Origin of the sequence: Trebonia kvetii (genome assembly GCF_007827045.1) — a bacterium.
Classification (GTDB): Bacteria; Actinomycetota; Actinomycetes; order Streptosporangiales; family Streptosporangiaceae; genus Trebonia; species Trebonia kvetii.
In genome coordinates this window covers 69,876-88,659 of record NZ_RPFW01000002.1, presented here as the reverse complement: position 1 = coordinate 88,659, position 18,784 = coordinate 69,876, and the positions used below count along the sequence as shown (strand labels likewise).

18 protein-coding genes and 1 pseudogene are annotated in these 18,784 nt (G+C 69.5%); 14 read left to right on the top strand and 5 right to left on the bottom strand.

Going from position 1 to position 18,784, the window contains the following annotated elements; all coding sequences use genetic code 11:
* Positions 1-73 precede the first annotated feature (73 nt).
* On the top strand, positions 74-373 hold the full coding sequence (locus EAS64_RS09100) for a WhiB family transcriptional regulator (RefSeq protein ID WP_145852508.1): 300 nt from the start codon (positions 74-76) through the stop codon (positions 371-373).
* Positions 374-389: 16 nt separating this feature from the next.
* Here EAS64_RS09100 and EAS64_RS09095 read toward each other — a convergent pair whose 3' ends face one another.
* A complete protein-coding gene (locus tag EAS64_RS09095) occupies positions 390-1,337 on the bottom strand; it encodes a phosphoribosyltransferase family protein (RefSeq protein ID WP_246115598.1) in 948 nt (315 codons plus the stop codon).
* A 325-nt stretch (positions 1,338-1,662) separates the two neighbouring features.
* Between EAS64_RS09095 and EAS64_RS47385 the strand changes: the two genes are divergently transcribed.
* The 9 genes from EAS64_RS47385 to EAS64_RS09055 all read left to right on the top strand — a co-directional run bounded on the left by EAS64_RS47385 (position 1,663) and on the right by EAS64_RS09055 (position 10,844).
* Positions 1,663-1,800, top strand: coding sequence for a putative leader peptide (locus tag EAS64_RS47385; protein ID WP_369333558.1), 138 nt, complete (start codon positions 1,663-1,665; stop codon positions 1,798-1,800).
* A 229-nt stretch (positions 1,801-2,029) separates the two neighbouring features.
* Entirely contained in the window at positions 2,030-3,727 is a 1,698-nt protein-coding gene (locus EAS64_RS09090) for a nitrite/sulfite reductase (protein ID WP_145853459.1), read from the top strand.
* On the top strand, positions 3,724-3,879 hold the full coding sequence (locus EAS64_RS09085; protein WP_145852507.1) for an Insertion element protein: 156 nt from the start codon (positions 3,724-3,726) through the stop codon (positions 3,877-3,879). The genes EAS64_RS09090 and EAS64_RS09085 overlap by 4 nt, the downstream gene beginning before the upstream one ends.
* Positions 3,880-3,970: 91 nt before the next feature.
* Positions 3,971-4,645, top strand: coding sequence for a phosphoadenylyl-sulfate reductase (locus EAS64_RS09080; RefSeq protein ID WP_145852506.1), 675 nt, complete (start codon positions 3,971-3,973; stop codon positions 4,643-4,645).
* Positions 4,646-4,710: 65 nt separating this feature from the next.
* The gene (locus EAS64_RS09075; RefSeq protein WP_342782032.1) at positions 4,711-5,610 is read left to right on the top strand and encodes a sirohydrochlorin chelatase; all 900 of its coding nucleotides are present in this window, start codon (positions 4,711-4,713) and stop codon (positions 5,608-5,610) included.
* Between the two features lie 7 nt (positions 5,611-5,617).
* Positions 5,618-7,735 carry a glycogen debranching protein GlgX gene (glgX, locus tag EAS64_RS09070; protein ID WP_145852504.1) on the top strand — a complete coding sequence of 706 codons (2,118 nt, stop codon included), beginning with the start codon at positions 5,618-5,620 and terminating at the stop codon, positions 7,733-7,735.
* 33 nt (positions 7,736-7,768) lie between these two features.
* Positions 7,769-8,530, top strand: a complete 762-nt coding sequence (locus EAS64_RS09065) for a pyrimidine reductase family protein (RefSeq protein WP_145852503.1) — start codon at positions 7,769-7,771, stop codon at positions 8,528-8,530.
* Positions 8,531-8,607: 77 nt separating this feature from the next.
* Positions 8,608-9,054, top strand: a complete 447-nt coding sequence (locus EAS64_RS09060; RefSeq protein ID WP_145852502.1) for a MarR family winged helix-turn-helix transcriptional regulator — start codon at positions 8,608-8,610, stop codon at positions 9,052-9,054.
* Complete coding sequence (locus EAS64_RS09055) at positions 9,054-10,844, top strand: MFS transporter (RefSeq protein ID WP_145852501.1); 1,791 nt, start codon at positions 9,054-9,056, stop codon at positions 10,842-10,844. Before EAS64_RS09060 ends, EAS64_RS09055 begins: the two co-directional genes overlap by 1 nt.
* Here EAS64_RS09055 and EAS64_RS09050 read toward each other — a convergent pair.
* From EAS64_RS09050 to EAS64_RS09040, 3 genes and pseudogenes are all read right to left on the bottom strand, one after another.
* Positions 10,832-11,587: a hypothetical protein gene (locus EAS64_RS09050; protein WP_145852500.1), complete on the bottom strand. Its 756-nt coding sequence runs from the start codon at positions 11,585-11,587 to the stop codon at positions 10,832-10,834. The two genes, EAS64_RS09055 and EAS64_RS09050, sit on opposite strands and share 13 nt — an antisense overlap.
* 146 nt (positions 11,588-11,733) lie before the next feature.
* Positions 11,734-12,109 (bottom strand): annotated as a pseudogene (locus tag EAS64_RS09045) (DUF2255 family protein).
* 122 nt (positions 12,110-12,231) lie between these two features.
* Positions 12,232-13,215, bottom strand: coding sequence for an aldo/keto reductase (locus tag EAS64_RS09040; RefSeq protein WP_145852499.1), 984 nt, complete (start codon positions 13,213-13,215; stop codon positions 12,232-12,234).
* Positions 13,216-13,396: 181 nt separating this feature from the next.
* On the opposite strand from EAS64_RS09040, the gene EAS64_RS09035 reads away from it, so the two are divergent.
* The 3 genes from EAS64_RS09035 to gad all read left to right on the top strand — a co-directional run bounded on the left by EAS64_RS09035 (position 13,397) and on the right by gad (position 16,292).
* Positions 13,397-14,230: a CmcJ/NvfI family oxidoreductase gene (locus EAS64_RS09035; RefSeq protein ID WP_145852498.1), complete on the top strand. Its 834-nt coding sequence runs from the start codon at positions 13,397-13,399 to the stop codon at positions 14,228-14,230.
* A gap of 69 nt (positions 14,231-14,299) precedes the next feature.
* The gene (locus EAS64_RS09030) at positions 14,300-14,833 is read left to right on the top strand and encodes an isochorismatase family protein (RefSeq protein ID WP_145852497.1); all 534 of its coding nucleotides are present in this window, start codon (positions 14,300-14,302) and stop codon (positions 14,831-14,833) included.
* 55 nt (positions 14,834-14,888) lie between these two features.
* The gene (gad, locus tag EAS64_RS09025; RefSeq protein WP_145852496.1) at positions 14,889-16,292 is read left to right on the top strand and encodes a glutamate decarboxylase; all 1,404 of its coding nucleotides are present in this window, start codon (positions 14,889-14,891) and stop codon (positions 16,290-16,292) included.
* A gap of 1 nt (position 16,293) precedes the next feature.
* Here gad and EAS64_RS09020 read toward each other — a convergent pair whose 3' ends face one another.
* Entirely contained in the window at positions 16,294-17,127 is an 834-nt protein-coding gene (locus EAS64_RS09020) for an MHYT domain-containing protein (RefSeq protein ID WP_145852495.1), read from the bottom strand.
* A gap of 316 nt (positions 17,128-17,443) precedes the next feature.
* Between EAS64_RS09020 and EAS64_RS09015 the strand changes: the two genes are divergently transcribed.
* Complete coding sequence (locus EAS64_RS09015) at positions 17,444-18,763, top strand: Rieske 2Fe-2S domain-containing protein (RefSeq protein WP_145852494.1); 1,320 nt, start codon at positions 17,444-17,446, stop codon at positions 18,761-18,763.
* Positions 18,764-18,784: the final 21 nt, after the last annotated feature.

The window sequence follows — 18,784 nt, the reverse complement described above, 5'->3', positions numbered from 1 at the left end:
CGACTCGCGTGAAAGCGAGCCCACTAGCAAGAGTAACGCAAAAAATAAGCGACTTTGTTGAGGTGATTGATCCATGTCCCAGGTGCGTAGGCAGACGGCCGTGCTTCCCCGCCCTAACTGGGGTTGGCAGGACGATGCTGCGTGTCGTGGCGAGGATCTGATGCTCTTCTTCGGCCCAGACGGCGAGCGGCAGCCAGAGCGGGACATCAGGGAGCGCAAGGCCAAGCAGGTCTGCGCGAGCTGCCCGGTCCGGATGGAATGCCTCAACTACGCCGTTGCCCGTCCTGAGAAGTACGGGACCTGGGGTGGCCTGAACGAGGACGAGCGCTCCGCCGAGCGCCGCCGCCGGATGCGCCGCGCCAACGCTGCCTGATTGCCGATCTTGGCGATCAGGCCCGTCCGGCCGGACTGCGGGAGTTCCGCGGGGTTGATCCCCCGAAAGAAGACAAAAGCGTCAGAACGTCGTCGTCGGTCAGCTGACCGAAGTCGGCATACCACTCTCCCACGCTGCGGAACCGGCGAGGGGTGACGAGAGTCACCACCTCGCCGGTTTCTGTTTTCATGGCCTCGGCAGCCGCGGGCGCCGCCACCGGCACGGCGAGCACCGTCCGCGCGGCGCCCCTGGCCCGCGCCGCCCGCAGCGCGGCACGCGCCGTCACGCCGGTCGCGAGTCCGTCGTCGACCACGACGACCACCTGCCGCGCCAGATCCGCCAGTCCCTGCGGGCCGTCGGCCTCCGTCGGGGGCATAGGGCGGTACACGGCGACCCGCCTGGCCAGCTCGGCCCGCTCACGCGCCACCACCGCGGTCATGTCGGCCGGCGTCAGGCCTACCCGGTCAAGCATTTCCTCATCGAAGAAGGGTTCTCCGGCGCCGCCCGCCCCCTCGGCGATCGCGCCGAGGCCGAGCTCTGGCGCCTCGGGATGCCCCAGCTTGCGGACCATGATCACGTCGAGCGGGACGCCGAGCGCGCGCGCCACCTCCGCGCCCACCGCGACTCCGCCGCGGGGAATCGCCAGCACGCGCAGCCAGTCCCGCGACCCGCGGTTCTCCGTGCTGTCCCGGGGCGGCGGCGGCTCGCAGCCAGCCTCCGGGTCCGGCGAGCCGGGGCCGGGCGAGGGGAATCCCTGCGCGGGAACCGCCCGCCCGGCCTGCGGGGGTTCACGGGTCATGGCGGCTGGACCCGCGGAGCCGCGAAACCGTTCGGGATGATCGGAAACCTGATTGCCGAACGCCTCCCGCAGCGCGGCGGCGAGCAGCACGCCCGCCTCGGCTCTGTCCCTGAAGGCGGGCGGTCCGTGTGGCACCGCCTCATGGCGCTCGGAACGATTGGCCATCTCATCGGCGTATACCCGCCGCTTCGCCGTGTAGACCGGGGATTGCGGAAAATCGGGGAAGATTCGGCGGGCGGATTGCGGCGCCGCGTCGTGGGGAGACAACATCCATGATCTGCCCTGCCTGCCGCCAGCGCCGGCACGAGGAATGTCCGGGCGGCACGTGGTGTGACTGCCAGCACCAGCCGTCACAAGAAGTGACTCAGGCACCGGTGCACGCCGAGTCGGCACTGTCCTGGGTCCGCCAGGGCTAGTCCGAGACCAGAACGTTACATATGTAAATCCGCCGTGGCGGAATAGGCGTCGCCGCTGCGCGGTTGTCGCGGTCATGAATCATCTCGGCTGGACATCCCGCACCAAAGTGTGTGATCCTGCTGAGGTGAGTGTTACGGACCCCATGCTCGTTGAGCGCAGGCACGTTGACCTGCTCCGCGTCCGTAGCGCGATGTGTCGTCCTGCACGCTGATCGCCGCCCAATTGTTTAACTCACGGTTACAGCTATCTGGTAACCGGGAGTGATCTCTGGGCGCGCACCGCGAACTGCCGGGCGGCCTTTTCCTTTTTTGCAGCCGTGGCGGGTCCAGGCGGGCGCGTGCCCACCGACATCGACTTTTACGTGAGTGAGGAACCGCCGCATGTCTCCCGTGACCGGAGCAACTGCGACCGATACCCCGACGGCGACCGAAGCCCCGGCGATGGCCAGGACGACTCCAGCCAAGCCGGCAGCACCGCGCCGGAAGCGCGGCGAGGGCCAGTGGGCACTCGGCTACCGCGAGCCGCTGAACAAGAACGAGGAAAACAAGAAGAACGACGACGGGCTCAACGTCCGCCAGCGGATCATCGACATCTACGCCAAGCACGGCTTCGACTCGATCGACCCCGCCGACCTGCGCGGCCGTATGCGCTGGTACGGGCTTTACACCCAGCGCCGCCAGGGCATCGACGGCGGCAAGACCGCCGTCCTCGAGCCCGAGGAGCTCGACGACCGCTACTTCATGCTCCGGGTCCGCATCGACGGCGGGCAGCTGTCCGCCGAGCAGCTGCGCGTCATCTCCGACATCTCGGTCAAGTACGCGCGGGGCACTGCCGACATCACTGACCGCCAGAACATCCAGCTGCACTGGATCGAGATCGAGAGCGTCCCGGCGATCTGGGAGGCCCTGGAGGCCGTCGGCCTGTCCACCACCGAGGCCTGCGGTGACACCCCCCGTGTCGTCATGGGCTGTCCGCTGGCGGGACTCGACGGCGACGAGCTGATCGACGCCACGCCGGAGATCGCGGCCGTCGCCGAGCGGTACATCGGCGACCCGGAGTTCTCCAACCTGCCGCGCAAGTTCAAGTCATCGATCAGCGGCTGCGCCGCCCAGTGCACGCACCACGAGATCAACGACGTCGCGTTCGCGGCCGTGCGGGACCCGGAGACCGGTGAGGTCGGGTACGACCTGTGGGTCGGCGGCGGCCTGTCCACCAACCCGATGCTCGCCAAGCGGCTCGGCGCCTTCGTGCGGCCCGACCAGGTGGCCGAGGTGTGGGCGGCGGTGGCCGGCGTGTTCCGCGACTACGGGTACCGGCGGCTGCGGCACCGGGCCAGGATCAAGTTCCTGATCGCCGACTGGGGCGCGGAGAAGTTCCGGGAGGTCATGGAGCAGGAGTACCTCGGCTACTCGCTGCCCGACGGCCCCGCCCCGGTCAATGTGGACGGCGCGCTGCGCGACCATGTTGGAGTGCACCAGCAGACCGACGGCCTGTTCTACGTCGGGTTCGCGCCGCGCGTCGGCCGCGTCAACGGCGAGCTGCTCGCCGCGATCGGCACCCTCGCCAGCCGGTACGGCAGCGGCCGGGTGCGGACCACCGCCGAGCAGAAGATGGTCATCATCGACGTGCCGAGCGAGAACGTGCACGAGCTCGTCGCCGAACTCGACGCGCTTGGCCTGCCGGTGAAGCCGAGCGTCTTCCGGCGGCACACGATGGCCTGCACCGGGATCGAGTTCTGCAAGCTCGCGATCGTGGAGACCAAGGGCCGGGCGATGCAGCTGATCGACGAGCTCGAGCGCCGGCTGCCCGGCTTCGAGTCGCCGGTCACCATCAACGTCAACGGCTGCCCGAACTCCTGCGCCCGCATCCAGGTCGCCGACATCGGCCTGAAGGGGTCGCTCGTCACCGACGCGGATGGTAAGCAGGTCGAGGGCTTCCAGATCCACCTCGGCGGCACGCTGACCGGCGGTGACGCCAGCGGGTCCGGATTCGGGCGAAAGGTCCGCGGCCTCAAGGCCACGGCCGAGGAACTGCCCGACTACGTGGAGCGAGTGCTGCGCCGCTACGACGCCGCGCGGGAGGTCGGCGAGACGTTCGCCGCGTGGACGCTGCGGGCCACGGACGAGGAGCTGTCATGACATCGCCTTCGGTGCGCGCAGTGCCGTTCTACTGCCCTTACTGCGGCGAGGAGGACCTCGAGCCGCAGGGCGCGGCGGACGGCGAGTGGCACTGCCGCTCGTGCACGAGGAGCTTCCAGCTCCGCTTCGCCGGCTTGGGGGCAGTGCTGTGAGAGATGCGGAAGTTAATCAAAAACTAATAAATGGGCGCTATTCAGGGAGCCCGACCCGGTGCGGTGACGAGACGTGAAGGATCCACAGCGCATGCGCGACCTTGCTGAGCAGGCAGCCGAGGACCTCAAGGACGCGTCCGCCGAGGACGTGATCCGCTGGGCGACCGACACCTTCGGTGACCGGATCTGCATCACGTCCTCGATGTCCGACGCCGTCATCGTGCACCTCGCCTCCGCGGTCCGCCCGGGTATCGACGTGGTGTTCCTCGACACCGGCTACCACTTCCCGGAGACCATCGGCACCCGGGACGCGGTCGCCGCCGTCTATCCGATCAACCTGATCAACGTGACACCGTCGCGCACCGTCGCCGAGCAGGACGCCGAGCTCGGGCCCCGGTTGTACGGGCGCAATCCCGACCTGTGCTGCCACCTGCGCAAGGTCGAGCCGCTCGAGCGCGCGCTCAAGGGTTACGACTCGTGGATCACCGGCGTGCGCCGCGAGGAGACGCTGTCGCGCCGGTCGACCCGGGTCGTGGAGTTCGACGAGAAGCGGCAGAAGGTCAAGGTCAACCCCATCGTGGCCTGGACGTCTGAGCAGGTCGACGAGTACATCGCGTCCAACGGCGTGCTGGTGAACCCGCTCGTCTACGACGGCTATCCGTCCATCGGCTGCCGGACCTGCACCCTGCGGGTGGAGGCCGGCGCGGATCCGAGGTCCGGCCGCTGGGCCGGGACGGGCAAGACCGAATGCGGCCTGCACGTCTGAGCCAAGCCGCGGGACGATCCTGGGCGCCTGAGGGCTGGGCGTCTGAGGGCCGGCCGCCGGCGGTCTTGCCGCCCCTCGTCGCGGTCGCGCACGGGTCGAAGGACCCCCGCGCCGCGGCGACGGTGCACGATCTCCTGGACGCCGTCCGGCTCAGGGCGCCGGGCATCGGCGTGCGCGCGGCGTTTCTCGACCACAGCGCGCCGTCGCTGCCGGCGGTGCTCGGCTCGCTGGCGCCCGCCCCGATGGACCTTGAGGGTGCCGAGTGCGTCGCCGTGCCGCTGCTGCTCACCGCGGCCTACCACAGCAAGGCCGACATCCCGGCGCGGCTCGCGGAGGCGCGGGCCGCGCATCCCGGGCTCGACGTCCGCGTGGCGGACACGCTCGGCCCGCACGCGCTGCTCATTGCCGCGCTGGAGCGACGGCTGCGGGAGGCCGGTGTGGCCGTCAGGGACGCCAGGGCGCGCGCGGAGACAAGCGTGGTGCTCGCCGCGGCCGGCTCGTCCGACCCGGCCGCCAACGCCATCATCGCGGCGCTGGCGGACCGCTGGGCCCGCGAGCGCGGCTGGCGTGCGGTCGTCCCCGCCTTCGCGTCGGCGTCGGGGCCGCGTCCCGGTGAGGCCGTGGCTGCCCTGCTGTCCGGCCCCGGAGCCGGGCCGGTCGTCGTCGCGACGTACCTGCTTGCCCCCGGCTACTTCGCCGACAAGATCCGCGACGGCGCGCTCGGCGCCGGCGCGTCCGCCGTTTCCGTGGTGCTCGGCGCCTGCCCGGAGGTGGCCCAGGTCATCCTGGACCGGTACGACGCGGCACGACACGCCGACCGCGCGCGGCGCGATCCGGCGCACGCGATTGCGGCTTCTCCGTTAGGAAATCGCTTCATACGGGGACACCGACGTGGAACGGATGCACGGCGCGAACAACCTAACGCGGTAGGCTACGTGCGCTCGCAGGCTTGCTTGACCCGTTAGGAGGCGAATGCACACCTGGCCAGGTGCCGCGTACCCGCTGGGAGCGACGTGGGACGGGTGGGGTACCAACTTCGCCCTGTTCTCCGAGGCTGCCGAGCGAGTCGAGCTATGCCTGTTCGACGAGGCGGGAGCGGAGTCACGGGTCGAACTGACCGAGGTTGACGGCTTTGTCTGGCACGGTTACCTGCCGGCGGTCGGCCCCGGGCAGCGATACGGCTACCGGATTCACGGACCGCACGACGCCAGGCGCGGCCTGCGCTGCGCGCCGTCCAAGCTGCTGCTCGACCCCTACGGCAAGGCTGTCGACGGCGAGGTGAGCTGGAACGAGGCGCTGTTCGACTACCAGTGGGCCGACCCCAAGCGGGCCAACACGGCTAACAGCGCGCCGTTCATGCCGAAGAACGTGGTCATCAACCCGTTCTTCGACTGGGGCAACGATCGGCCGCCGCGCATCCCGTACCACGACACGGTCATCTACGAGGCGCACGTGCGCGGCCTGACGCTGCGGCACCCGGAGATCCCGCTGCACCAGCGCGGCACCTACGCGGGCCTCGCGCACCCGGCGGTCATCGAGCACCTGAAGCGGGTCGGCGTCACCGCGGTGGAACTGCTCCCCGTGCACCAGTTCGTGCCCGAGCAGGCCATGCAGTCCCGCGGGCTGACCAACTACTGGGGCTACAACACGATCGGCTTCCTCGCGCCGCACAACCGCTACTGTTCCGCCGGGCAGCGCGGCGAGCAGGTCGGCGAGTTCAAGACCATGGTCAAGGCGCTACACACGGCGGGCATCGAGGTCATTCTCGACGTGGTCTACAACCACACCGCCGAAGGCGACGGCCGCGGTCCGACGCTGTGCTTCCGCGGCATCGACAACCGGGCCTACTACCGGCTCGACGACGCCAACCCGTGGCGCTACATCGACTACACCGGCTGCGGCAACTCGCTCAACGTGCGCCATCCGCACTCGCTGCAGCTGATCATGGACAGCCTGCGGTACTGGATCCTCGAGATGCACGTCGACGGCTTCCGCTTCGACCTCGCCTCGGCGCTGGCCCGCGAGCTGCACGACGTCGACCGGCTATCCACGTTCTTCGACCTGGTGCAGCAGGACCCGGTCGTCTCCCAGGTCAAGCTGATCGCCGAGCCGTGGGACGTCGGCGAGGGCGGCTACCAGGTCGGCAACTTCCCGCCGTTGTGGACCGAATGGAACGGCAAGTACCGCGACACCGTCCGCGACTTCTGGCGCGGCGAGCCCGCCACCCTGCCCGAGTTCGCCTCCAGGCTGACCGGCTCCTCCGACCTGTATGAGACGTCCGGGCGGCGGCCGGTGGCCTCGATCAACTTCGTCACCTGCCACGACGGGTTCACCCTGGCCGACCTGGTGAGCTACAACGGCAAGCACAACGAGGCCAACGGCGAGGAGAACAGGGACGGCACCGACGACAACCGCTCGTGGAACTGCGGCGTCGAGGGCCCGGCCGAGGAGAACCCGGAGATCGTCGAGCTGCGCGCGCGCCAGCAGCGCAACTTCCTCACCACGCTGTTCCTGTCCCAGGGCATCCCGATGCTGCTGGCGGGCGATGAGATAAGCCGCACCCAGGCGGGCAACAACAACGCCTACTGCCAGGACAACGAGATCTCCTGGGTGGACTGGTCCCGCGCGGCGGGCGAGCGCGACCTGCTCGCCTTCACCAGGCGCGTCGCCCGGCTGCGCCGGCACCACCCGGTGTTCCGCCGCCGCCGGTTCTTCCGCGGCCCGTACGTCGGCAGCGGCGAAGGCGCGGCCGACATCGCCTGGCTGACCCCGGCGGGCGACGAGATGACCGAGGCGGACTGGCGCGCGTCGTACGCCAAGTCGGTGGCGGTCTTCCTCAACGGCTCGGAGATCACCGAGCCCGACCCGCGCGGCGACCGGGTGACCGACCAGAAGTTCCTGCTGCTGTTCAACGCGGGCCCGGACCCCATCACTTTCACCATCCCCGAGGCCAGGCTCGGCACCGACTGGGAGATCGTGCTCGACACGGAAAACCCGCGCGGCGAGCCGCAGGACGAGGGCGGCTTCCTGCCGAAGACCAAGGTCGAGGTGGCCAGGCACGCGATCGTAGTGCTGCGCTCCCGCGGCTGACCCGCTCACGGCCCTCGGGCTAGGATCGGGCGGGTGCGGACGATCTATCCCCCGGCCGGCTCCGCCGGCCCCGAGCTTGACCTGTTCGGTCTCGCCGAGGCCTACGCGTACCCGCGCGATGGGTGGCTGCGGGCCAACTTCGTGACGAGCGCCGACGGCGCCGCGTACGTCGACGGTCGCTCTGGCGGGCTTTCCTCGGCCGCGGACATGCGGGTGTTCGGCATCCTGCGGGTGCTCGCCGACGTCATCCTGGTCGGCGCGGGCACCGCGCGCACCGAGGAGTACAAGCCGGCCCGCCGGCGGGACTCGCTCGCCGCGCTGCGCGCGGACCGGACCGCCACGCCCCCGATCGCGCTCGTCACCAGGACCCTCGGGCTGAACCTGGCCTCGCCGCTGTTCGCCGAGGCGCCGCCGGACGCGCGGACCATGGTGTTCACCTGCGAGGCGTCCGACTCCGAGCTGCGCACGGAGACCGCTAAGGTCGCCGACGTGATCGTCGTGGGCGACGAGGCCGTCGATCTCGGAGCCCTGGTGGACGAACTGGCCGCACGCGGCCTGACCCGGGTGCTGTGCGAGGGGGGCCCGCATCTGTTCGGCGACCTCAGCGCGGCCGGCCTGGTGGACGAGCTGTGCCTGTCGCTCAGCCCCACCCTGGCGGGCCCCGGTGCCGGCCGCATCATCTCCGGCGAGCACGCCGACGCCCGTCCGCTGACCCTGCGGCAGGTGATCGCGGCCGACGACGGCTTCCTGTTCTGCCGCTACTTCGCCGAAGACCAAAATCTGCAGCACTCATAACGGGTTCGCGGTCCCCCCTGCACCTTCGTGTCTCGCATCGGTTTATTAAGTCTTAACTGATCAGTTAGGCTGATCATATGGGTTCAGCTGACACCGTTCCTGATGTCACCGAGGTGGCCGGGGCGCTGCGCGTCGCCGTCGGCCGGGTGGTGCGCAAGCTGCGGCAGGTTCCGTTCGAGGGCGAGTTGTCGGTCGCCGAGTCGTCGGCGCTCGCGCTGCTCGAGCGCGGCGGGCCCGCGACGTCGAGCGACCTGGCACGGATGGACCGGATCAGCCCGCAGTCCATGGGCGTGACGGTGGCCGCACTGCTCGGCCGCGCGCTGATCGAGCGCAGCCGCGACCCGCAGGACGGACGGCGGATCGTGCTGTCCATCACCGACGAGGGGCGCCGGGTGGTGAACGACAAGCGCGGCGCGCGCACCGGGCAGATCGCGGCGGCGCTGCTCGACGGCTTCACCGACGCCGACCTCCGGCAGCTCATGGCCGCGACGGCGCTGCTCGAGCGGCTGGCGGAGAAGCTCTGATGGGTTCTCCCACCATCGCCCAGGCACGGGCCGACCGGCCGAGGCCGCCGAAGCCCGACGCCTACGCCTGGACCGCGCTCGCCAACACCACCGCCGCGATCTTCATGGCCTCGCTCGATGGATCGGTGGTCATCATCGCGCTCCCGGCCATCTTCAAGGGCATCAACCTCGACCCGCTGTCCGCGGGGAACATCAGCTACCTGCTGTGGATGATCATGGGCTACCGCCTCGTCCAGGCGGTCCTCGTGGTCAACCTGGGCAAGCTCGGCGACATGTTCGGCCGGGTCAAGATGTACAACGCGGGTTTCGTGGTCTTCACGATCGCGTCGATCCTGCTGTCGTTCGACCCGTTCCAGGCCGCGCACGGGGCCATGTGGCTGATCGGCTGGCGGTTCCTGCAGGCGATCGGCGGTGCGATGCTGATGGCCAACTCCGCGGCGATCCTCACCGACGCGTTCCCGCCGGAGCGGCGCGGGTTCGCGCTTGGCACCAACCAGATCGCCGCCCTCGCCGGCATGTTCATCGGCCTGGTGCTCGGCGGCTTGCTCGCCGCCTGGGACTGGCGCGCGGTGTTCTGGATCAACCTGCCCGTCGGCGTCTTCGGCACGCTGTGGGCGTACCTGAAGCTGCGCGACAACGGTGTCCGGCACCGCGGGAAGATCGACTGGTGGGGGAACATCACCTTCGCCCTAGGCCTCGGCTCGGTCCTCGTCGGCGTCACCTACGGCATCCAGCCCTACGGCGACAACTCGATGGGCTGGGAGTCCCCCGTCGTGCTCGGTGAGCTGATCGGCGGAATCGTCGTGCTGATCATCTTCCTGATCATCGAGACGCGGGTCGCCGAGCCGATGTTCCGGCTGTCACTGTTCAAGATCCGAGAGTTCACCGCGGGCAACCTGGCGGGCCTGCTGGTGTCCATCGCGCGCGGCGGCATCCAGTTCATGCTGATCATCTGGCTGCAGGGCATCTGGCTGCCGCTGCACGGCTACTCCTACGAGCAGACGCCGCTGTGGGCCGGCATCTTGATGCTGCCGATGACCGCCGGGTTCCTTGTGTCCGGGCCGACCTCGGGCATCCTGTCGGACCGGTTCGGCTCAAGGGGCATCGCCACCGCCGGGATGGCCGTGTTCGCGTCCTCGTTCATCTTGCTGATGCTGCTGCCTGTCAACTTCCCCTTCTGGGCGTTCGCGCTGATCATCGCGCTGAACGGGATCGGCAGCGGCATGTTCGTCTCGCCGAACTCCTCCTCCATCATGGGTTCGGTCCCCGCCCGCGACCGCGGCTCGGCGTCCGGCATGCGCTCCACGTTCCAGAACTCGGGCACCGCCGTGTCCATCGGCGTCGTGTTCACGCTGATGATCGCCGGCCTGTCCTCGTCGCTGCCGACGACCCTGGCGAACGGGCTGACCAGGGTCGGCGTGCCCACCGACGTCGCACACCAGGTGGCGACGCTGCCGCCGGTCTCCTCGCTGTTCGCCTCGGTGCTCGGTGTCAACCCGATACAGCACCTGCTCGCGCCGTCCGGGGTCCTCACGCAACTGCCTGCCGCCAGCCAGGCCGCGCTGACGGGGCGCACGTTCTTCCCGTCGCTGATCTCCGGCCCGTTCCACAGCGGCCTGGTCGTGGTGTTCAGCGTTTCCGCGGTGCTGTCGGTGCTGGCCGGCCTCGCCTCCCTGCTGCGCGGCAAGCGGAACTCCGAGCGGCCGGCGAGTCCAGGACCGGAGGCGGAAAGCGTTCCCCGGCCGGCCGCCGGGCCCGACGGAAGCGCTACGGCGAGTCAGTTGTCGTAGGTGACTGTGTAGGCGTCGTAGCTGGACTCGCGTTCCCAACGCCGGGACTGGAGTTCCTGGAGTTCTTGTGCCGTCGGCCGAGCCCACGGCGCACGCGGGACGTAGGCGCCGAAGTCGACGTCGGACGGCGGCGGGCCGCCGGGGATCACGCCGGGGTATCGTACCGCGAGCATCTTGGCGTCAGGCACGCGCGTCCAGCGTTCGCGGAGCAGGCCCGCCAGCCGGGTCTTCCGGTCGGCATCGCGCCCGCAGTGCCGGGCGAGGTAGGCGATGACCACCAGGGCTTCACCCTGCCGCGACGCGCTTGTGATCCTTCTCGCCAGCCGTTCCCGCAGGTCAGCGAGCATGTCGTCCCACGCACGGTCATCGCCGACGGCGGCCAGGGTGACGAGGCCGTAGTCACGGACCTTGGCACTGGCGTGGGCGGCGGCCTCGACCAGGATGTCGGTGCTCCCGGGACCGTCCCGTTTGCCCAGGGCCCACACGCAGGCGCACATCAGGTCGCGGTAATCGGAGCGACTGTGCGACTTGGCTGTCGCGCGCTGGTCCGCGGCGGCGGCGAACTCGCCGCGGATCGCCGCAGAACCCGCCGGGCCCCTCGTGTCTCCCAGTGCTGCGACCACGAGCGTCCTGGCCCACGTGTTGAACGCACCCTCGCCGAGCAGGGCGACAAGCGCTCCGTCGGCGTCACCGCGGGCTTTGGCCTCACCCAGAAGCTCGTGGAACCGGTCATAGCGGCTCATCCGAGGCACCGCGCACACCCCCCTCTCGCAACTGCGAATGCTGCGCAAGAATAGCGGGAAGCCATCGGCAGCGGTTGCGCGGCGTCACCGTCCGGCCGGCGTGGCGCGATCCGCGACTCGGGCGCCGCACCCCGCACGAGTCTCGGCTAGCGGGGTACCAGCCGCAGGGTCGCGCCGCGGGCCTGCTGGGTCAGCATCGGGTTGACAATGCTCGCGCTGTAATTGCGGTACTTGGCGCGGTAGGCGGCGTCGAGCGCGTCGCCGAGACCGGGGTCCGTCTCATCGGCGAACGTGACGTCCCTGGCCACGCCGCCCGACTCGATGTGCCCGGTGTGCGTCGCCTGGGTGCCCCGGTGCCACCCCGCCGCCACCCTTGAAGGAGCGGACGTACAGGTCGTCACCGTGCCTGACGACCCAGATCGGCACCGCGCCGCGCAGCGTGCCGTCCGGCTTGTGCGGTGCGATCCGCAGCTCGTCGGCGGCGGCGATGGCGTCGAGCTCGTCACTGGTCCACGCGGTCATCGGTGTCCTCCCTCGTTTGCCGTGCCTGCGATAAGCCTCGTTTGCCTTGCCTGCGATAAGCCTCGTTTGCCGTGCCTGCGATAAGCCTCGTTTGCCTTGGCTGCGTTAAGTTCGGTCGCTGCCTACTTCCAGTTCGGGTTTAGCGTCTCTGTGCGGTCGGTGGCCGGCGGCGGGGTGGCCGACAGCGCGGAGATCTCCGCGCGCATGTCCGGTGTCATCTCCAGGTCAAGGGCCGCCAGGGACCCCGCGAGCTGGGTCAGGTTCCGCGCGCCGATGATCGGCGCGGTGATGCCCGGGTGGGACATCGCCCATGCCACGGCGAGCGTGGCGGGTGCGACCCCGGCGGCGGCCGCGAACTCGGTGAACGCCTCCGCGGTGGCGAAGTCGCTGTCGTAGGAGTAGCGGTTGATGTACAGCTGGCTCTCCACGAGCCGCCCGGCCTCCGGGCGCCTGGTCGCGCCGTACTTGCCGGTCAGCAGGCCGCCGCCCAGCGGGCTGTAGCTGATGACGCCGAGATTGGCCGCCTGCGCGAGCGGCAGGATCTCCACCTCGGCCTGGCGGCGGACCAGGTTGTACATCGGCTGGATCAGCTCGAACCTGGCCAGGTGCTCGCGCGCGGAGATGCCGAGGGCCGTCGCGATCTGCCAGGCGGCCCAGTTCGACACCGCCGGGTACAGGATCTTGCCCTGGTGCCGCAGGTCGTCGAGGGCGCGCAGGGTCTCCTCGATCGGTGTCCGCTGGTCGAAGCTGTGCACGAAGTAGAATTCGATCCACTCGGTGCCGAGCCGCCGCAGCGACCCCTCGACGGCCCTGCTGATGTGCCGCCGCGACAGGCCGCCCGCGTTGACGTCGGCGCCGGTCGGGAAGAACACCTTGGTCGTGATGACGATGTCGTCGCGGCTGCCGGCGATCAGCTTGCCGAGGATCGTCTCCGACGCGCCCGCGCCGTACGCGTTGGCGGTGTCGAAGAAGTTGATGCCCGCGTCGCGGCAGCGGGCGAACATCTCCGCCGAGGTCGCCTCGTCCGCATCCGAGCCGAACGACATCGTGCCGAAGCACAACGGCGACACCGACACCCCGGTCCCGCCGACGGTCACGTACTGCATGTCGCTACTCCTGTTCGCATCGTCCGCCTTTCCTTCCCCCAGGCATCCAACCGCAAGCCGGCCGCCCGCGGGAGGGCCTGCCAGTGCCGGGAACGCGGCGACCCCAGTCGCCGCCCATCACCCGGCCCGTCTTGTGCCCCGGCCCCTCGTGCCCCGGCGGCACGCGGCGGATAGTGAGGTGATGGACGGTGTCTGGGGAACGGTGAACTACCTCGCGCCAGGCTCGGTGCGCAACCGGCTCTATGTCGCCCCTGGTGACCAGCGCGCCACCGCCAGGTACGAGCCGCACCGGGTGTTCATCGCCGACGGGCGGGCGCACCGCGACGACCTCACCCTGGACGCGGCCGGCTTCACGCTCGTGAACCACCGCACCGCGGTGCGCGTCCTCGACAACCCCGCCGTGCTCGACGGCGGCTACACCGGCGAGTCGCTCACCCTGGTCCGCGCCCTGACCGGGGCCGATCACGTCGTCTCGCTCGGCTGGATAATGCGCCGCACCACCGCCGACCGCGGCGGCGCACTGCCACCCGCCCCCGACGTGCACGTCGACCTGCACAGCACCGAGATCGCGCACCGCTACGCCGGGGTCCACGCCCGCGGACCGCTGCCCGCGCCCGGCACCTACCGGCGGGCGGCGTGGACCAGCCTGTGGCGCGCGTTCTCCCCGCCGCCACAGGACTGGCCGCTCGCGCTGTGCGACTACCGGTCCACCGACGACGCCGAGGACGGCACGCCGAACCTGCTGTTCCGCGTCCCGGCCCTGCCGGACCCCGGCGAGCCTGACGCACCCGACGAGGCGGCCGAGTCGGCGGCCAGCCTGTTCCACGCCAACCCCGCGCACCGCTGGTGGTACTTCCCCGGCATGCACCAGGGCGAGGCGCTGCTCATCAAGCTGCATGACACGGACCACACGGTCGCCTGGCGCGCGCCGCACACCTCGTTCCGCGACACCGCCGCGGCCGGCGCCAGCCCGCGGGAGTCCGTCGAACTGCGCACCGTCGCCTACTTCCGCTAACCCGCGGCGCTCTTCCGCGCGGGCGACCCCATTCGCGACAATCCGGTCGGCGGCCGCTACCGTGGGAACGTGCTACTGACTGCCAAGGGCGCCGCCGTGCTCCTCATCGACCTGCAGGAACGCCTGGTGCCCGCCATCCACGACGGCGACGTCATGGTCGCCAGGTCGGCGCGGCTCGCGGAGGCGGCGGCGCTGCTCGACGTGCCGGTTCTCGCCACCGAGCAGTACCCGAAGGGTCTCGGTCGCACCGTTTCCGCACTGGCCGCCTACCCGAGCGCGACGCTGGAAAAGACCGCTTTCTCCGCATCTACAGCCCCGGGCTTCGACGGACTGATCCCGGCCGGGACGCGGGAGATCATCATCGCCGGCTGCGAGGCGCACGTGTGCGTCATGCAGACCGTCCTCGGCCTGCTCGGCTCGCGGCTGCGGGTGATCCTGGCCGCGGACGCCACCGGGTCCCGCGACCCTGCCGACAAGGCCCTCGCGGTCGAGCGTGCCAGGCAGCATGGCGCGGAGGTCGTCAGCACCGAGATGGTGCTGTTCGAATGGCTTCGCGATGCCAGCCACCCCGCCTTCCGCTCGGTGCAGAAGCTGCTGAAGTAGTCGGTCGCCGCCCCGGTGAGCGCATGGTGATCAGGTCACTACTAGGCTGGCTCGCATGGCGCTGCACAGCCGAGTGCCCGAGGACGAGTCGGGCGTCGAACTGGAGATCAACCCGGTCTACTCCCGGGAGAAGAGCTGCGTGATCCCGCGGTACCGGCTGCCGGACAGCGGCGTGCTGCCGCGCACCGCGCTGCAGGTCGTCAGGGACGAGCTCATACTCGACGGCAACGCCAGGCTCAACCTGGCGACGTTCGTCACCACCTGGATGGAGCCGGAAGCCGAGCAGCTGATGGCCGAATGCTCGTCCAAGAACATGATCGACAAGGACGAGTACCCGCAGACCGCCGAACTCGAGCACCGGTGCGTGAACATCATCGGCAACCTGTGGCACGCGCCGCACTCCGAAGCGGTCGGCTGCTCCACCACCGGGTCGAGCGAGGCGTGCATGCTCGGCGGCATGGCCCTGCTGTGGCGCTGGCGGGCGCGCAGGCGCGCCGCGGGCAAGGACACCGCCCGGCCGAACCTCGTCATGGGCACCAACGTCCAGGTCTGCTGGGAGAAGTTCTGCCGCTACTGGGACGTCGAACCGAAGTACGTGCCGCTCGTACCCGGCCGCTACCACCTGGGCGCGGCCGAGGCCTCGGCGCAGTGCGACGAGAACACCATCGGCGTCGTCGTCATCATGGGGTCGACCATGGACGGCTCCTACGAGCCGGTCGCGGACGTCAACGCGGCTCTCGACGCGCTCGCCGCCACGCCGGGCGGCCCGGACGTGCCGATCCACGTCGACGGCGCGTCCGGCGGATTCGTCGCGCCGTTCCTCCAGCCGGAGACCGAATGGGACTTCCGGGTGCCGCGCGTCGCGTCAATCAACGCCTCAGGCCACAAGTACGGCCTGGTCTACCCGGGCGTCGGCTGGATCATCTGGCGCGACGAGGATCACCTGCCCGAGGACCTGATCTTCAAGGTCAACTACCTCGGCGGTGAAATGCCGACGTTCGCGCTGAACTTCTCCAGGCCCGGCGCGCAGGTCGCAGCGCAGTACTACAACTTCCTGCGCCTCGGCCACGACGGGTACCGGCGCGTCCAGCAGACCAGCCAGGACATCGCGCTTCACATGTCCGGCGAGATCGCCAAGCTCGGCCCGTTCGAGCTGCTGTCCGACGGCTCCGACCTGCCCGTCTTCGCGTTCAGGCTGCGCGACGACGTGACCGGCTACTCCGTTTTCGACATCTCTGAGCGGCTGCGGATGCGCGGCTGGCAGGTACCCGCCTACACGTTCCCCGAGAACCTGACCGACATGGCTGTCATGCGGATCGTCATCCGCAACGGCTTCTCCATGGACCTGGCGAACCTGCTCCTCGATGACCTCAGGCTGCAGCTGCAGGTCCTCGAGCACCATCCGCAGACCCAGATGCCGCCGGAACTGCAGAAGAAGCGCGCGTCCTTCGCGCACTGAGCTACCAGTGAATGCCGCCGCTCCGCTGCCGGAGACGCGGCTCCCCGCTGGCCGCGCGCTGCTGGAGTAGTTCCATCCGCTCCCGCATGGCGATGTCCTCGCGGACCTCCTCCTCGCTCGGCGACATGGTGATGGTCAGCGTCATGATGAGCGTCAGCACGCTGATCCCGAGCAGCAGCGGGAACAGGAAGGCCACCGGCGAGGCACCGCCACCGTGCATGGCCGCCATCGCACCGTGGTGGACACGCATCGCGGCCATGCCCGTGTAGTGCATGCCGCTGACCGCGACGCCCATGACGAGCGACGCCCCGACGGTGGCGCCGATGCCGCGCACCCAGGTGCCGATCCATAGCGCCACCGTCCCTGCCACGACCGCGATCACGACCGACAGCGCGAGCAGGACCGGGTTGTAGGACATCGTGTCCGGCATGATCATCGCCGCCATGCCCAGGTAGTGCATCGAGGCGACGCCAATCCCGACGACGAGGCCGCCGAGGGCCAGCCGCGCCAGGCTGCCGTCGCCGTAGCCCACGATGAACAGGCCCGCGCCAACGACGGCGATCGCGATCAGCATCGAGACGATCGTGACCGGCACGTTGTAGGTGATGCTCTGGCCCGGGATGGTGAACCCGAGCATCGCGATGAAGTGCATGACCCAGATCCCGCAGGCGCCGATTGACACCGCGGCCAGGCTCAGCCAGAGCGCCTTGGCGCGGCCCTCGTGGACTCGCGCCCTGGTCACGCAGCGCAGCCCGAGGAACGCGCCAAGACAGGACATGAGGTACCCGAGCGCCGGGTTGAACACGCCATAGGTGAAATTGTGCACGGTAACCACGGAGGGCTCCCTTGAGTCGCTACCAGCCGTGATGTGCTTCGCCCGGCGGCAGACGCGCGCGTCTCCCTCGCCCCGGCAAAACCCCCCAAGCTGTCTTTTACCGGATCATGGTGACATAACGTCACATGCCACCGGGCCATTGTGGGAACAATCCCGGCGTTTCGCCCATAACACTTCGATGTCGGTCGCGGCAGTTAGGGCCTGCCGCCAAACAGGTGCGCATTCAACTTGACGTCCACCGTGATTGACGGTCCCGCCGTCACGCGAAACGGTGAGGTCAGGGCGGATGACGGAACGGGCCATGCGGAGGTGCGCGGTGCTGTCAGCGGAAGACAACGAGATCCTGACCCGGGTCGGTCCCGGGACGCCGATGGGGAACCTGCTGCGCCGGTACTGGATCCCCGCCTGCCTGACCTCGGAGATCGCCGAGCCGGACGGTCCCCCGGTGCGGGTACGGCTGCTGTGCGAGGACCTGGTCGCCTTCCGCGACACCGACGGGCAGGTCGGGTTGATCGAGGAACGCTGCCCGCATCGCGGCGCCTCGCTGTTTTACGGCAGAAACGAGGAATGCGGGCTGCGCTGCACCTACCACGGCTGGAAGTTCGACGTCACCGGGCAGTGCACCGACCAGCGCTCAGAACTGCACCCATTCGCGCACCGGATCCGGATCAAGAATTACCCCACCCGCGAGTCCGGCGGAATCGTGTGGACCTATATGGGGCCGGCGGGAACCATGACCCCGTTCCGTGACTTCGGTACAGAAACCCTGCGACCGCAGATGATCGCGGTAAACAAGGAGCAGATCTTCTGCAACTGGGTGCAGTCGATGGACGGCGACCTGGACACCGCGCACATCTCCAACCTGCACCAGTTCGACGCGATCGACGACGTGCCGGACGACGGCACCGACAAGCCCGGCTACCCCTCCGGGTACATGTCGATGAAGTTCTGGCGGCACGACCCGCGCTCGCTGATCGAGGTGGACGACGCCTGGCACGGCTTCAGGTACGCGGGCATCAGGACCACACCGAACGGGTTCCGGCATGCCCGGGTCACCGCCTACATCTTCCCCAGTTCCACCATCATCGCCCAGATCCCCTTCTCTACCAGGCAGATCTTCGTGGTCCCGGTCGACGACGTGACCACCTACCGCTACAACTTCACCACCCAGCCGCCCGCCAACCCGCGCGGCTACGGCGGCCCGCTCTTCTTCACCTACGAGAAGTACCCCTTCGAGATGCTGCCGCCCAACGGCGTTGTCCCGCGCACCTACACCCGCGAGAACGACTACCAGATCGACCGGTTCGCGCAGAAGGGCCGGTCCTACAGCGGCATCGCCGACTTCCGGTCGCAGGACGCCATGGCCACTGAGACGGCGGGGCCGATCTACGACAGGACCGCGGAACACCTCGGCTCCACCGACGTCGCCGTCATCCGCATGCACCGCCAGCTGCTGCGCGCCGCCAAGGCCCTCGCCGCCGACGGCGACACGGCCGCCCTGCCCGCACTCGGCGGCAGCGGCGACTTCCAGTCCATCCGCGGCGCGGAGAAGGTACTCGACGCCGCCGAGGACTGGCGCGTACTCGGCACCGACGCCGACCTCACCGTCAGGGAGGCCCTGGGCTGGCTGGCCTGACTTCCTGTTCGTCAAGATTTG